Source organism: Nocardia sp. NPDC050793 (assembly GCF_040654065.1).
GTDB lineage: Bacteria > Actinomycetota > Actinomycetes > Mycobacteriales > Mycobacteriaceae > Nocardia.
In genome coordinates this window covers 37,352-52,003 of the sequence record NZ_JBFAHG010000014.1, presented here as the reverse complement: position 1 = coordinate 52,003, position 14,652 = coordinate 37,352, and the positions used below count along the sequence as shown (strand labels likewise).

The 14,652-nt window shown below is 69.2% G+C and carries 10 protein-coding genes and 1 tRNA gene; 6 read left to right on the top strand and 5 right to left on the bottom strand.

The annotated features are described in order from the left end of the window. Positions 1-36: 36 nt before the first annotated feature. Complete coding sequence (locus AB0H50_RS32700) at positions 37-960, top strand: patatin family protein (protein ID WP_357460369.1); 924 nt, start codon at positions 37-39, stop codon at positions 958-960. A gap of 232 nt (positions 961-1,192) precedes the next feature. On the opposite strand, the gene AB0H50_RS32695 is transcribed toward AB0H50_RS32700, so the two are convergent. Continuing rightward, the gene (locus AB0H50_RS32695) at positions 1,193-3,199 is read right to left on the bottom strand and encodes a protein kinase (RefSeq protein WP_357460366.1); all 2,007 of its coding nucleotides are present in this window, start codon (positions 3,197-3,199) and stop codon (positions 1,193-1,195) included. A gap of 314 nt (positions 3,200-3,513) precedes the next feature. Between AB0H50_RS32695 and AB0H50_RS32690 the strand changes: the two genes are divergently transcribed. Next, complete coding sequence (locus AB0H50_RS32690; RefSeq protein ID WP_357460363.1) at positions 3,514-3,861, top strand: hypothetical protein; 348 nt, start codon at positions 3,514-3,516, stop codon at positions 3,859-3,861. Between the two features lie 211 nt (positions 3,862-4,072). On the opposite strand, the gene AB0H50_RS32685 is transcribed toward AB0H50_RS32690, so the two are convergent. The 3 genes from AB0H50_RS32685 to AB0H50_RS32675 form a co-directional block, all read right to left on the bottom strand. Continuing rightward, entirely contained in the window at positions 4,073-5,239 is a 1,167-nt protein-coding gene (locus tag AB0H50_RS32685) for a hypothetical protein (RefSeq protein WP_357460361.1), read from the bottom strand. A gap of 144 nt (positions 5,240-5,383) precedes the next feature. Continuing rightward, entirely contained in the window at positions 5,384-6,733 is a 1,350-nt protein-coding gene (lat, locus tag AB0H50_RS32680; protein WP_357460358.1) for an L-lysine 6-transaminase, read from the bottom strand. A gap of 64 nt (positions 6,734-6,797) precedes the next feature. Beyond that, a complete protein-coding gene (locus AB0H50_RS32675; RefSeq protein ID WP_357460356.1) occupies positions 6,798-7,250 on the bottom strand; it encodes an Lrp/AsnC family transcriptional regulator in 453 nt (150 codons plus the stop codon). Positions 7,251-7,371: 121 nt separating this feature from the next. On the opposite strand from AB0H50_RS32675, the gene AB0H50_RS32670 reads away from it, so the two are divergent. The 4 genes from AB0H50_RS32670 to AB0H50_RS32655 all read left to right on the top strand — a co-directional run bounded on the left by AB0H50_RS32670 (position 7,372) and on the right by AB0H50_RS32655 (position 10,969). After that, positions 7,372-8,901, top strand: coding sequence for an aldehyde dehydrogenase family protein (locus tag AB0H50_RS32670; RefSeq protein WP_357460354.1), 1,530 nt, complete (start codon positions 7,372-7,374; stop codon positions 8,899-8,901). 64 nt (positions 8,902-8,965) lie between these two features. Next, positions 8,966-9,039: transfer RNA gene (locus tag AB0H50_RS32665), tRNA-Met, on the top strand. Between the two features lie 728 nt (positions 9,040-9,767). Then, entirely contained in the window at positions 9,768-10,412 is a 645-nt protein-coding gene (locus tag AB0H50_RS32660; protein WP_357460351.1) for a type IV toxin-antitoxin system AbiEi family antitoxin, read from the top strand. 113 nt (positions 10,413-10,525) lie between these two features. Then, positions 10,526-10,969: a nucleotidyl transferase AbiEii/AbiGii toxin family protein gene (locus AB0H50_RS32655; protein ID WP_357460349.1), complete on the top strand. Its 444-nt coding sequence runs from the start codon at positions 10,526-10,528 to the stop codon at positions 10,967-10,969. Between the two features lie 80 nt (positions 10,970-11,049). Here AB0H50_RS32655 and AB0H50_RS32650 read toward each other — a convergent pair whose 3' ends face one another. Further along, entirely contained in the window at positions 11,050-14,520 is a 3,471-nt protein-coding gene (locus AB0H50_RS32650) for an indolepyruvate ferredoxin oxidoreductase family protein (protein WP_357460346.1), read from the bottom strand. Positions 14,521-14,652: the final 132 nt, after the last annotated feature.

Here is a 14,652-nt window from a genome sequence, read left to right as displayed (position 1 = left end):
CGAAGTCCACGCCCGCTCTTGTCGTATCGTGGTGCGGTGACCAGCTCTACAGTGGCCGAGATCATCCGCGGCCGCAGCGCCACCGGTTCCCGCGCGGACGGGCATCGGCTCGCGCTCGTCATCGAGGGCGGCGGCAGCCGCGGGGTCTATTCCAGCGGGATGGTGCAGGCGCTCGAGGAGCTCGGCCTCTCCGGGGTGTTCGACGCGGTCTACGGCACCTCGGCGGGCGCGATCAACGGCGCCTGGCTGCTGTGCGGGCGGGCCGTGCCCGGGATGCGGTCCTGGTCCAACCCCGAGATCATGCGACGGGTGATCGATCCGAGCAGGCTGTTGCGCGGCGGCGCCGCCTTCGACGTGCGGTTCCTGGTGCACCGCGTCTACGACGGCCTGGAACCCATGGACTTTCCGGCGATCCTGAACAACCCCACCACCTTCCATCCGATCGGCACCGACATCCGCACCGGCAACGCCATCGACCTGCGCCCGCACATCTACGACAAGCGCACCCTGATGCGGGCGCTGCGGGCCAGCGCGAACCTGCCGATCCTGGCCGGTCCGCCGGTCGTGCTGGACGGCGTGCCCTATCTCGACGGCGGCATCGCCGAGCCGATCCCCATCCACAGCGCGGTCCGCGGCGGCGCGACCCACTTCCTGGTGCTGCGCACCCGCCGCGCCGACGAGACCCGTCCGCCCGCCTCCCGCGTGCACCAATTGGTCGGCGGCAACTATCTTCGCCTGCGCGCACCCGGCGCCTACCGTGCCTGGCTGCGCCGCCCGCAAACGGAACAGGCCGAAGACGCACTCCTGGCGGAATTGGGTGACACGGTTCTGGAGATCCGTCCCCCGGCGGGGTCGCCCACTGTCGAAGGCACCGCCCGCGATACCGCGCTGCTCACCGAGGCGCTCGAGATCGGCCGCCAGTCCGTCCTCACGACCCTTGCCCGGGTAGACGCCGCCTGAAGTCCGTTGCCGAATGCTCTGGCGCGCCACACCGTCCCGGCCCCGCCTCCCCGCACTGTTGAGGCTGGTGCTCGGCGCGCTGGTGCTCGGCGCGCTGCTGCTCGGCGAGCGGCTGCGCCCGATCGAGCGCGTCACCGTGCGGACAAGGGGCCGATCCGGCGGGCAACGGGCCGATACCCGCGACCGAGCGATCGGACGTCGCGATCCGCGAGCCGAGGAGCGGCCGGACCGCTCAGTCGAGCGCGACGCTGACGCCGTTGGAGAGCACGAAGTCGTGCAGTTCGAGGTGGGCCGGTGTGCTGCCCGCGGGCACGTCGAAGACCAGCACGGTGGTCGCCGACATGCCGGGACGCAGTTCGAAGGAGTAGCCGAGACGTGACTGCATCGCCTGCCAAGCGGTGGCCGTTGTGTCGTGATCGAGCGCGTTGCCCTCGGCGTCGATGAGCTTCTGGCCGAAGGGCAGGAACCACTTCACCTCGTCGGAGATGTTCCGGACGGCGAGCGTGACGACCAGGAACGCGCCGCGCGCCGACTGCAGACCGACACGCGAGACTCCCGACTTCACGTCGGTCACCGCGAATTCGAACTTGCCGTCCCGCACCGCGCTGTACGCGGGGGCGGGTGCGTCCGGGTTCGGCGCGGGCTCCGGACGCTCCTCGACCATCGCGGTCGGCGGCGTCCTCGCGGACTCGTCCCCGCTGACCGCGGCGATCAACGCCAGGCACCCCGCCGCGAAGACGAAGGGCGCCAAGAAGATCACGACCAACGCACCGATCACCTTCCGCAGCACCCCACCACGCTTGCGCCGAGGCGGGAGCTCCCGACGCGGCGGCGCGACGTACGCGGGCCCACGCGACGGCCACACCGGCCCGAGCGACCGTGGGCGCCGAATCGCGGGGACCGGTTTGCGCCGCAGGTACCACCGCTTGCCGTAGGGGTGACCGACCGGCAATGCAGGACGGGCGGCGGCCGATGGCGGCATCGCGGGCGCGTAGCCCAGCGGCACCAGGCTCTGCCCGATACCTGACGGTGGCCGGCCCTGCGACACGCCATCGGGCGGCACGGAAGTCGGAGGCACGACACCTGCCGAATGGCCCTGCGGCCGCGGGTCCTGCGGTGCGACCCTGGTCTGCACCAGCGTCGGCGTTGGTCCCGGCGCGGGCATCACCTTCGTCGGAGGGAGAACGCCCGAGGCCGCCGGGCTGGACAGTCGCGCGGGTACATCCGTCGGCTTCGGAGCACCGGTCCCCGCCGCGACCGGAGTCGGCGGCTGCCCGCCCGGCATCTCGGGCCCGATCGTCTCGACCCGCGTCGGCCGGAGCACCGGATGCTCGAACACACCGGCTGGCGCAGGCCCGACCGCCTCAACCCGAGGCCGCGAGCCCCCCGGCTGCCCGAGCACACGAGTCGGCTGCGGAGAAGGTGCGCAGGGCGAAACGATGTCGCGGGCCGCCCGCACGAACTCCCCCGCGCTGGCGTACCGATCCCCCGGCTCCTTCGCCATCCCCCGCGCGATGACCGCGTCGAGCCCGGCCGGAACGTCCGGGTTCGCCGACGACGCGCTCGGCGGGTCGGTCATCAGGTGCCCGTGCATCTGCCGGGCCGGGTCGGTGTCGCCGTACGGGCGGCCGCCGGTGAGGGTCTCGTAGAGGACGCAGGCGAGCGAGTAGACGTCCGCGCGCGCGTCGGCGTGGCCGCTGAAGCGCTCCGGCGCCATGTAGGCCCAGGTGCCGATCGCCAGACCCGTTGTGGTGACCGAGGTCTGACCGGTGCCGCGGGCGATGCCGAAGTCGATCAGATAGGTGAAGCCGCCGGGGGCCACCAGGATGTTCGAGGGCTTGACGTCGCGATGCACCAGCCCGGCGCGGTGCGCGGCGTCCAAGGCGGCGGCGACCTGCCCGAGGATGTCGAGCGCCGCGCCCGCCGCGAGCGGTCCGCCCTCGGACAGCCGCGCGGCGAGGTCGGTGCCTTCCACGAAGGCCATCTCGATGTACAGCCGCTCGTCCACGGCGCCGTGCCGGTGAATGGGCACGATGTGCGGGTCGCGCAGCGCGGCGGCGACTTGGGCCTCGCGTTCGAAACGCTTCCGGTAGACCGCGTCCGCCGCGAGCTCGGCGGGCAGCAGTTTCAGCGCGACGTGCCTGCGGTCGGTGGTGTCGTAGGCCAGCCAGACCTGGCCCATGCCGCCCTTGCCGAGCAGCCGTTCCAGCCGATAACGACCGAACCGCGCCGCTGTCATCGCGAACCTCCCAGTCACCGTCGACATCCGCCGCGCCGACGCGGACTCCCGAATGCCGGGGTACACCACCGAAAGTCCAGCTCACGACACTGTCGTGTCGGGCCCAGCCTTACAGGGAGCGTACCCCGCTTTGGCCGACTCGAATGGTGTGAGCTGCCCGACTTCCGCCCCCGCTGCCCGCCCCGCGGCGGCCGGGGCCGCTCACGCTAGCCTTTCCCCGTGGACGAGCTGCCCGGCATCCGGACCGGCGCTCCCGTGCGGGAGCGCGCGATGGGTCGCGCCCTGTCGTTCGGCGACCGACATGGAGAGCACTGATGGAACCCATCGAGATCAACGCGGGCAGCTGGTACCTGCGCGCACTGCGCGCCGACGAACGGATCGACGACCGCCCCGCGCTCGCCGCGGGCGGTATCACCGATCCCGGGTACGTCGCCCAGCGAAGCGCCCAGTGGGACAAGGAAACCCACTACTCCTGGGCGGTCTGCGAACCCACCACGGCGGAAATGGTCGCCGAGATCGTCGTCACCCCGGCGGCTGACGGCACCGCCGAGCTCGCCGGCTGGTCGCGCGCGGGTTACGAATCCGCGCTCGACGCCGGGCGTACGGCGGTCGGTCGATTCGTCGAAGGTGGCCTCGGGCTGCGTCTCGCCGAGACCAGCTGATACCCGCCGCAACCGGTTGCCGTCGCTCGGACGCGCCGGGCCGGACAAGGCGCCCAGTCGCGGTGGTACGCCTACGAATTCCGGCCGAATGCACTCATCGCGTGGCAAGGCGGAAGCAGGAGCCGATACCGGGCTTGGATCGGTGACGACGACAACGCGGCCAAGCGGCGATCCGGGCCGTGGAGGCGCCGGATGGATTTCGAGACAGGGCCTAACGCATGACCCCGGTGTGGCCCGTCGAGTAGCGCCCCGGCTGCGGCCAGATGGTGAGCCCGTGCGGTCCGCGCCCGACCGGGATGCGGGCCAGCAGCTTCCACTCGACGATGTCGATCGCGTAGACCTCGCCGTGGTGGCGACCCGAGGCCCAGAAGACCCGGCCGTCGGCGGAGATATTGCCCATGTCGGGGCTGCCGCCGCCGGGTACGGACCACTTGTGTACCAGGCGGTTCTCCGCGAAGTCCCACACCGAGATGCTGCCCTCGTGCCGGTTCGTGACGAGCATCTGCTTGGAGTCGCGGGTGATGTAGAGACCGTGCGCGCCGTCGCCGGTGGGCACGAAGCCCTTGCTCTCGAAGGTGAGCGCGTCGAAGACGTAGAGGCCGCCCGCCGCCATGTCGGCGACGTAGAAGGTGAGCCCGTCCGGGGAGAGCTTCACGTCCTGTGGCTTGCCCGAGCGCCCGCCCGCGAGATCGATGGTCTTGACCAGCTTGCGGTCCGCGACGTCGAAAACCTGCATGCGGCCGATGAATTCGCAGCTGGCCAGGGCGAAGCGGCCGTCTGCCGTGAAGTCCATGTGGTCAACGCCCGCGCAATCGGGCACCGAGAGGGCGTGCGCCTTCTCCCAGGTCCGCGGATCGTAGAAGTCCAGCGACCTGTCCGCCTCGGCGACGACGACGGCGAACCGGCCGTCGGGTGTGTAGTACATGTTGTAGGGGTCGCGGACCGGGAACGGCTCCCCGGGCAGACCGGTGCGCGGGTCGATCGGCCGCAGGCTGCCGCCGCCGATCGGCAGATCGTTGGTGATGTAGAGCGTCTGCATGTCGTAGGACGGCACTACATGCTGGGGCTCCTGGCCGCCCGCCGGAAACGTGTCGATCACCTGGAAGGTGTTCGGGTCGATCACCGAGACGGTGTTGGACTGGCTGTTGGGCACGTACACCAGCGGCCGGTGATCGGCCACCGAGGGGCTCAGCTCCCGGTTGGCCGCGTACACATCGGTCGGCGAAAGCGGCGGCGGCATACCTGGCAACAGATTGGCGATCTGCGGAGGCGGAGCGTCCGAGCCCGGCGCCGCCGCGGCGGCCGAACTCGTCGATTCGGTGACGACGATGCCGGCCTCGCTCGTCGTACAGCTGGTCAGCGCCGCAACAGCGGCCAAAGACGCGAAGAATACGCTAGGTGCGCCACGTCGGTTCACGCGCCTGCACCGTGCCTGGGAGGAGTGAGACGACATGTAAGCGAAGCCTACGGGTCGGACAGCGATTTCCGGGCTATCCACGCAAGCAGCGCCGACGCGCGCGTGTCAGTCGACCGAACCCAGCACCCTTTCGACGGCGTCGACGGCGGCGTCCAGCTGCGCCGCGCTGACCGTGAGCGGCGGCCGGAAGCGGATGCCGCGCTCGCCGGTACCGATGATCAGCACGTGCTCGCGCTCACGCAGCGCGGTCAGCACCGCGTCGCGCAGTTCCGCCGTCGCCAGGGTGATCGCACACATCAGGCCGCGCCCGCGCGGCTCGGTGACCCTGGGGTGCGCCGCCGCGAGCTCCGCCAACCTGCGCAGCAGATGCTCGCCGAGCGGCTTGGACCGCTCGATGAGTTCGTCGCGCTCGATCACCTCGAGGATGCGGCGGGCGCGGACCATGTCGGCCAGGTTGCCGCCCCAGGTGGAGTTGAGCCGCGAGCCGACCGTGAACACGTTGTCGGCGATCTCGTCGACGCGCCCGCCCGCCATCACGCCGCACACCTGGGTCCGTTTGCCGAAGGCGACCACGTCGGGCGAGAGTCCGAGTTGCTGGTAGGCCCAAGTGGTTCCGGTCATTCCGACGCCGGTCTGTACCTCGTCGAGGACGAAAAGCGCGTCGTTCTCGTGGCAGAGCCGCTGCACGGCGAGCAGGAACTCGGCCCGCAAATGCCGGTCGCCGCCCTCACCCTGGATCGGCTCGGCGATGAAACACGCTATGTCGTGGGGATTTTCGGCGAACGCGCGGCGCATCTGGTCCAGCGTTTTCGCCTCGGCGGCCTCGATGTCGCAGCCGGCCGCCAGGTAGGGCGTGTCGACGCGGGGCCAATCGAACTTCGGGAAGCGGTCGGTCTTGACCGGGTCGGTGTTGGTCAGCGACATGGTGTAGCCGGTCCTGCCGTGGAACGCCCCGGTCAGGTGCAGCACCTTCGTACCGAGATCCGTTGACCTGCCGCGAGATTCGTTGTGCCTGCTCTTCCAGTCGAACGCGACCTTGAGCGCGTTCTCCACGGCGAGGGCGCCGCCGTCGATGAAGAACAGGTGCGGTAGCCGCGGATCGCCGAGCACACGCGCGAACGTCTCGACGAACCGCGCCATCTCCACGGTGTAGATATCGGAGTTGGATGGCTTGTTCAGCGCGGCCGTCGCCAGCTCCGCGCGGAAGTCCGGATCGTCGGCCAGCGCGGGGTGGTTCATGCCCAGCGCGTTGGACGCGAAGAAACCGAACATGTCGAGATAGGTGCTGCCGTCGCGTTCGTCGACGAGGCGGCAGCCGCGGGAGTTCGTCAGGTCCAGCACCAAATCGAAGCCGTCGGCGAGGATGTGCGCCGACAGGATCTCGTGTACCCGGGTGGCGGGGGTGACCGGTGCCGTGTCACCGCCCGATCGGGTGCGCTCCAGTTCGATGGTCACACCAGTAGGGTACGAAAATATTTACGGAATCGCTACAACATTGCGTAGTAATTACACCAAATCGCTACCTGTCGTAGAATGTCTGCAAGATGATGGTGCTGCGCGTCCGGACGTTGGCGGTCGCCCTGATCTCTTGGAGCAGCTGCTCCAAGTGGCGCGGCGAAGCGACCCGCACCAGCAACACGTAGCTCTCGTCACCCGCCACCGAGTGGCATGCCTCGATTCCCGGGATATGTTGCAGCACAGCGGGGGCGTCATCCGGCTGCGACGGGTCGAGAGGAGTGATCGCGACGAATGCCGAGAGCAGCTGTCCAAGGGCCTCCGGATCGACGTGCGCGGCGTAGCCGCGGATCACACCGCGCGCTTCCAGCCTGCGCACCCGGGACTGCACCGCGGAGACCGATAGGCTCGCCTTTTCGGCCAGGTTCGACAGGGTGGCGCGACCATCGGCCATCAGTTCACGAATCAGCAGGCGATCGATGTCATCGAGTACGGGTCTTGCCGGTGTATCCGCCATCAGTGGAGGCTAACCCAGCGAGCGCGGCTCGTGTCGAAAACCCCGACTCGTTCACTTCCGGCAACCTGGCAGCACCGGGTGCACGCACCAAGCAGAATCCAAAGCCGAAGCGGAGCAATCGATGACGAACACCCTGAGCGATCAGCTGACCCGCGATCTCGCCGACCGCGCGGCAACCCTGTTGCGCGGCCTCGGCGCCGAGCCGCCCGAGGCGGGTGAGCTGACCGCCCGCACTCCCATCACGGGCGGCGTGCTCGCCACCCTGCCCGCCGACCCGCCCGAGGCTGTCGACGCCGCCATCGGACGCGCCGCCGCCGCGTTCGGCGCCTGGCGGACCGTGCCCGCGCCCGCCAGGGCCGCCGTGGTGCGCAGGCTCGCCGAGTTGCTCACCGCGCACAAGTCCGAGCTGGCCCAGCTGGTCACCCTCGAGGCGGGCAAGATCGGTCCCGAGGCGGTCGGCGAGGTGCAGGAGATGATCGACATCTGCGAATTCGCCATCGGACTCTCCCGCCAGCTGTACGGCCGCACCATGCCCTCCGAGCGGCCAGGTCACCGGCTGATGGAGACCTGGCATCCGCTCGGCGTCGTCGGTGTGATCTCGGCCTTCAACTTCCCGGTCGCGGTCTGGGCGTGGAACACCGCGATCGCGCTGGTGTGCGGCGACACGGTGGTGTGGAAGCCCTCCGAGACCACCCCGCTCACCGCGCTGGCCTGTCACACGCTGCTGCGCCGCGCCGCCGTCGACGTGGGCGCGGATCCGCAAGTGCACCAACTGATCCAGGGCGGCTCCGAGGTCGGGGCCCGGCTGGTGGACGACGAGCGAGTCGCGCTGCTCAGCGCGACCGGCTCGGTGCGGATGGGCCGGATCGTCGCGCCGCGGGTGGCCGCCCGCTTCGGCCGCTGCCTGCTGGAACTCGGCGGCAACAACGGCGCCATCGTGACGCCGTCGGCCGATCTGGAGCTGGCCGCGCGCGCCATCGTGTTCGCGGCGGCGGGCACCGCGGGGCAGCGGTGCACCACCCTGCGGCGGCTGATCGTGCACGCCGACGTGGCCGGGCCGCTGCTCGACCGGGTCTCGAACGCGTATCGCCAACTGCGCGTGGGCAATCCGCTCGACGAGGGGGTCCTCGTCGGGCCGCTGATCAACGAATCCGCGCGCACCGGCATGCGAGCGGCGATCGACCGTGCCCTCGCCGACGGCGGCGAACTCGTCTGCGGCGGCGAGCCGGTGCCCGGCTTCAGCGAGCACGCCCACTACGTGCGCCCGGCCATCGTGCGAATGCCCGCCCAGACCTCCGTGGTGCGCGAGGAGACCTTCGCGCCGATCCTCTACGTGCTCACCTACCACGACTTCGACCACGCCGTCGCACTGCACAACGCGGTACCACAAGGACTTTCGTCCGCGATCTTCACCGGCGACCAACGCGAGGCCGAACGCTTCCTGGCCGCCGACGGCTCCGACTGCGGCATCGCCAACGTCAACATCGGCACCTCCGGTGCCGAGATCGGCGGCGCGTTCGGCGGCGAGAAGCACACCGGCGGCGGCCGCGAATCCGGCTCGGACTCGTGGAAGGCCTATATGCGCCGCGCCACCAACACCGTCAACTACTCCGCCGAACTGCCCCTCGCCCAAGGCATCCAGTTCGGCTGAAAACCCCCTCCGACCAGCCGATTAGGCGCCACGCCCGCCGCATGTGTAATGTTGAGACTACCGACGCGGGGTGGAGCAGCTCGGTAGCTCGCTGGGCTCATAACCCAGAGGTCGCAGGTTCAAATCCTGTCCCCGCTACAAATGCTCAGGCCAGAGAGATTCGAATCTCTCTGGCCTGAGCTTTTTCTCGCACTACCCAGGCGCGCACCCGGTCCTATTTCGATCCGGCGAGCCACCGCACGGTGTTGACGCACCAGGTCCCGAGAACGCTTCCCGGTGCGGGTGGGCGGTAGGGCGTACCGAACCCGCGGCGGCGATCCAGTGTGAGCCGCAGCGGTCACCGATCAGGTTCACGTCGACGTAGTGATGGAACGAGGAGTCGGTCACGATCCGGCCCACCCCCGCCGGAAGCCCGTCGTGGGCGCACAGGATGCCGATGGCTATCGCGACCGAGGGCGCTGGGTCGCCGGGTGGATTGGCGGCCAGGCAGGGTCGGCGGTGAGGGCGCCCCGGTCGACGCTCCGACTCACGCGCTCGATTGGCGCGTATCCCGGGTTCCCCGGCAACGGTTTTCGGCGGCACTTCATCCCGGGCTGGCCACGGACCGAGTGCACAGATGTCGCCGCCAGAGCTTCGTAACGAAGCTTGCACAACGGGTCCTGAGCTTCGGTACCTTGTGTACCGCAACGGCTTTCATGCAGATCGGATGCGGGCGTCGGTGCCCGAGGTGTTGACGCTGTCGATGTTCCCCTTCCCTCGCCTTTGCGGATCTGATCCAACTACCTCAACTAGCTGTCTTTGATCATTAAGTATTGGATATGTAACCTTTAATAGGACAGATTCGGTACCAAAAGGAGGTGTGGCGGGTGAACGGTCGGCGTCGCACCGGGGGGCTGCCGGACTTCGCGCGTCGTCCGTTGCGCACGGTGGGGTCGGCGGACGCCACCGATGTCTACCGCCATCCCCGACAGCAGTTGGCCCGGCTGGCTCGCCAAGGACTTCTGCACCGGGTTGCCCAGGGGTATTACGTGGTGGTCCCGCAGGAGTATGTCGGTGTGCCGTGGCTGCCGGAACTCGAAGCGGCGGCGGCAGGCATCGGTGCGGCCATGTTCGGTCCCGATCACGCGGTCCTGATGGGCGTCAGCGCAGCACGCGTGCACGGTGCGATCCCTCGCGCGCTCGCGGTCGCCATACTTGCCGTGCCGAGGCAGCGTGCGCTGCTCCAACTGAACGATCGCGATGCGTCGGTGCGTTTCGTGACGCGCGACACGGCCCGCCTCGACGCCGAACTGATGAGCACCGAACTGGGACAAGCGCTCGTGACCACGGTGGAACAGACGGTGCTCGATCTGGCCCGGCGTCCAGATCTGGGCGATATGGCGGTGGAGGTACCCGCTGCGGTTCGCGCGCTGTATCCGCGCTGCGACGCCGATCGATTGACGGAGTTGGCCGCCGAGCAACGAATGCGGGCAACATCGCGGCGGGTCGCCGAGATGGTCGGTGAACGTTGAGGCCGGGGTTCGACGAGCGTGCCGAGGTCGCGACTCGATTTGGTGTGTCGGCGGTCCAAGTCGAGCGGGACTTTCTGATTTCGCTTGTACTCGCCCATCTCTCCTAGCAGAGCGTGGACGGTGTGCTCTTCATCGGCGGAACCGCACTGGCTCGAACTCACTTGCCAGACGGTCGGCTCAGCGAAGACATCGACCTGATCGCACTGGGCAACCGGTCCGAGATCGCCGCGCAGCTGACGCGTGAGCTGCCGCGCGCCGTGCTGCGTCGATTCGGCAGGCTGAAGTGGCGACCGAGTCCGAGCGAGGTGGCAGGTTCCGACTCCGCGTACCTCATGACCGAGGACGAGAGTGTCGTCATCGGCGCGATCGATTCCGCCGCAGCCGAGCTGTTCCGACGGTACGGGCCCACCAACAAGGTGCCGCAGCGTTGGCAATTCTCCACGGCCCCAAGCGAACAGCAGTGGCACGCCCAGCTGGCGGGCCAGACCCGCCTCACGGTGTCGGCACGCCAGGCACTCGAGATCGTGTGTGACGCCTGGGAACAACGAATGGTCTAGCCACAAGGCGTCCAGCATCACCATCGAGCTCGACATGGCCACCGAGATAACCGGCGGACGACCGACGCGATCGTCGGGCCTCAGATCCTCGGCGGCTCGATGCCGAGTTCGCGCAGCCGCTCGGAGTAGGTCACGACAGTGGCGAGCTTGACGTCCTCGTAGCCGCGCACGATGTCGGCGAGGCCCGCCGCGCGAACGGCTCGGTCGTAGCCCGCAGCGTCCAAGGTGGTGGCCAGATCGGTCACCATGCTGACGTAGTGTGCGCGCAGTTCCCGCTCGACGCGGCGCAGGTGCGCGTAGCCGAACAGGTCGAACTTGGTGCCGCGCAGGCGCTTTCCCTTGGCCAGCAGGCGCAGCGCGAAGTGGCTGCGCGGGCCCATGCCGATCTTCTTCTCCCGGCCGAGCGCCCGCAGGACGGGCGGGTGCAGGCGGTAGGTGAGGTTCGCGCCGTCGGGCACCTGCTCGGCGACCTCGGCGAGGAACGCCGGGTCGGTCAGCCGTCGCGCCACCTCGTACTCGTCCTTGTAGGCGGTCAACTTGTACAGCCCGCGCGCCACCTGCTCGCTGAATTCGGTGCGGTCGGTAACCCGCCGTTCGGTGTCCCAGATGTGCTGCACGGTGCGCACGTAGTCGCGCGCCACCGCGACGCTCTGGAATCCGATCAGCTCGGCCGCGCGCAGCTCCACCAGCCGCCGCGTCGCGCCGGTCGCGGTGAATCCGTCGAGCAGATCCGCAGGCACGACCACACGCGTGGGCTCGGGCTTGCTGCGCGCGGCGGCGGCGAACTCCGAAGGCCGCGCGATCGCGATCCTGCCCCAGCGGAAGGCCGCGATATTGGCGGCGACGGCGACGCCGTTGATCTCGATGGCCTCCTCGATCGCCGACGCGGGCAGGCGGAGTCCCCCGCTCTGGTACGCCGCACCGACCAGCAGGAAGTTGGCGGCCGCGGTGTTGCCGAAGAGCACCTCGGCGGCGGCGAGCGCGTCGAACGAACCCGCCACCCTGGCTGCCCGCGCCAGCCGGGCCAGCAGCGAGGCCTCGTCCGGGTAGGTGACGGACTTGTCGTAGACCATGTCGCCGGTCGGGGTCTTGCTGGTCGAGGCCACCGCGACGGTCGCGGTCGGCGAGCCGTAGGCGAGGTTCTTGGCGTCGGTCGCGGTGAGCAGGTCGAAGGCGATGATGCAGTCCGCGGAGGCCGGGGCGAGCCGGTTGGCGGGCTCCAGCGCGTCGGCAGCGAACCGCAGGTGCGACACGACCGGTCCGGCCTTCTGGCTCAGGCCGATCTGGTCGAGGCTCGCCACGTCGAAGCCCGCCCGCAGCGCCGCCGTCGCCAGCACCTGGTTCACGGTCACGATGCCAGTGCCGCCGATCCCCGCGAGGAAGACGTTCTGCGTGCCGGTCGGCGCCGCGAGCGCGAGCTCCGGCAGACGCGCCGGCTGCGGACGGCGAACCTCCTTGCGCCGCTTGCGCTTCGCCGGGTCGGGCAGCTCCACCGTGACGAAGGAGGGACAGTCGCCGTCCAGGCAGCTGTAGTCGGTGTTGCAGGAGGTCTGGTCGATGCGCGTCTTGCGACCGAACTCGGTGTCGACCGGCTGCACCGAGAGACAGTTGCTCTTGACGCCGCAATCGCCGCAGCCCTCGCACACCGCCTCGTTGATGATCACCCTGGTCCGCCGGACCGGCAGCGCGCCGCGCTTGCGCTTGCGGCGCGCGTCGGCCGCGCAGTGCTGGTCGTACACGAGCACGGTGACGCCGGGAATCTCGCGCAGCATGCGCTGGGCCTCGTCGAGCCGATCGCGGTGCCACAGCAGCGTGCCCGGCGCGAGATCGCGTTTGCGGTAGCGGTTGGGTTCGTCGGCGCAGACGATGATCTTCCGCACGCCCTCGACGCTGAGCTTGTGGGTGAGCTTCGGAACGCCGATGGAGCCCTCCGCGTCCTGCGCCCCTGTCATCGCGACGACGTCGTTGTGCAGCAGCTTGAAGGTGATGTTCACCCCCGCCGCGACACAGGCCTGCACCGCCAGCTGCCCGGAGTGGAAATACGTTCCATCGCCGATGTTCTGGAACAGATGGCCCACGTCGGTGAAGGGCGCCTGCCCGATCCACTGCGCCCCTTCGCCGCCCATCTGGGTCAAGCCGGTGACGGCGCTGTCGGCGCGACCGGACATGGTCACCAAGGTGTGACAGCCGATGCCGCCACCGGCCAGCGAGCCCTCCGGCACCGCGGTGGAGCGATTGTGCGGACAGCCGCTACAGAAGTAGGCCGCGCGCTTGGCGGGCAGCACCGAGAGCGACAGCGCCTGCGGCAGAGGCCTTTTCATCTCCAGGTAGCCGGCGAGCGCCCGGCGCAGCGGTCCGGCGATGCGACCCGAGGTGAGTTCGCCGTTGGGGCTGAACAGCGTGCGTCCCTCGGCGTCGGTCTTGCCGATGATCTCCGGCGCACCCGCGCGGCCATAGAGGATCTCGCGGATCTGCGTCTCGACAAACGCAGTCTTGTCCTCCACCACGACGATCCGCTCCAGCCCGTCGGCGAACTGCCGTACCCGCTCAGGCGCGATCGGAAACGGCATGCCGATGCGCAGCAACCTGACCCCGGCCCGGGACAGCGCGGCGTCGTCCACGCCGAGATCGAGCAGGGCTTGGCGCATCGCGTCGAAGGTGGTTCCGGTGGCGGCGACGCCAATTCTGGCGCGCTCCGGATTCACCTCGATCACGTCCAGCTCGTTGACGGTGCTGTAGGCCTTCACCAGTTCCCAGCGCGGCCCGTACAGGTCCGCCTCGGCGACGACGCTGTCGGTCGGCGCCGCCATCGGGCGCTGCCGATAGGTGAACGGCCTTCCTTCCCACTCGATCTCGGGCATCGCGATGGCGATGTCGCCGACCGAACCGTCCACCGTCCAGGCGCCGTCGGCCACATCGGCGACGATCTTCAGCGCCACCAGGCATCCGGACGCCCGAGACAGCGCGACGCCGTGTAACCCCATGGTGATGATCTCGCGCGCGTTGCGGGGAAACAGCACCGGGATGTTCATCGCGGCCAGCGACCGTTCACTCACCGCGGGCACGGTCGAGGACTTCGCGGCCGGATCGTCACCGACCAGCAACAGCATCCCGCCGCGCGCGTTCGCGCCGTACATATTCGCGTGGCGCAACGCGTCGGTCGCGCGATCGAGGCCGGGACCCTTTCCGTACCAGACCCCGATGACACCGTCGTGTGTCGCGTTGCCCGCGGGCAATTGCGCTTGGCTGCCCCACACCGAGGTCGCGGCGAGTTCTTCGTTCAGACCGGGGACGAAGGAAATGTCGTGCTCGGCCAGCACGGCGGGCATTCCGTTGAGCATCTTGTCCACGCCACCCAACGGGCTGCCCTGATAGCCGGAGACGAAGGTGCCGACCCGCAGACCCGCCCGCAGATCGCGAACGTGTTGTTCCACCAGTTGGCGCGCGATCGCCTGCACACCGGTCAGCACGACGGCGCCGGAGCCGACCCGGTAGCGGTCGGCGAGGTCGTACGGCGCGGTGATCAGATCGCGGTCGGCGAGCTCGGTCATCGGTCCACCCATCCGCTCGGCGCCCGATCGGGGCGCTTCGCATCGTTGAGCACTTGGTGACGACATACTGTCCCGAATGGACCAAGTGCACAATAGATGAACAAGATATTGCGCATTCTGCTCAACTTGAGC

Coding starts and splice junctions, on each gene's coding strand:
- AB0H50_RS32695 (WP_357460366.1), bottom strand. CDS start 3,199: ATGACAGCGGCGCGGTTCGGTCGTTATCGGCTGGAACGGCTGCTCGGC.
- AB0H50_RS32690 (WP_357460363.1), top strand. CDS start 3,514: ATGGAACCCATCGAGATCAACGCGGGCAGCTGGTACCTGCGCGCACTG.
- AB0H50_RS32675 (WP_357460356.1), bottom strand. CDS start 7,250: ATGGCGGATACACCGGCAAGACCCGTACTCGATGACATCGATCGCCTG.
- AB0H50_RS32670 (WP_357460354.1), top strand. CDS start 7,372: ATGACGAACACCCTGAGCGATCAGCTGACCCGCGATCTCGCCGACCGC.
- AB0H50_RS32650 (WP_357460346.1), bottom strand. CDS start 14,520: ATGACCGAGCTCGCCGACCGCGATCTGATCACCGCGCCGTACGACCTC.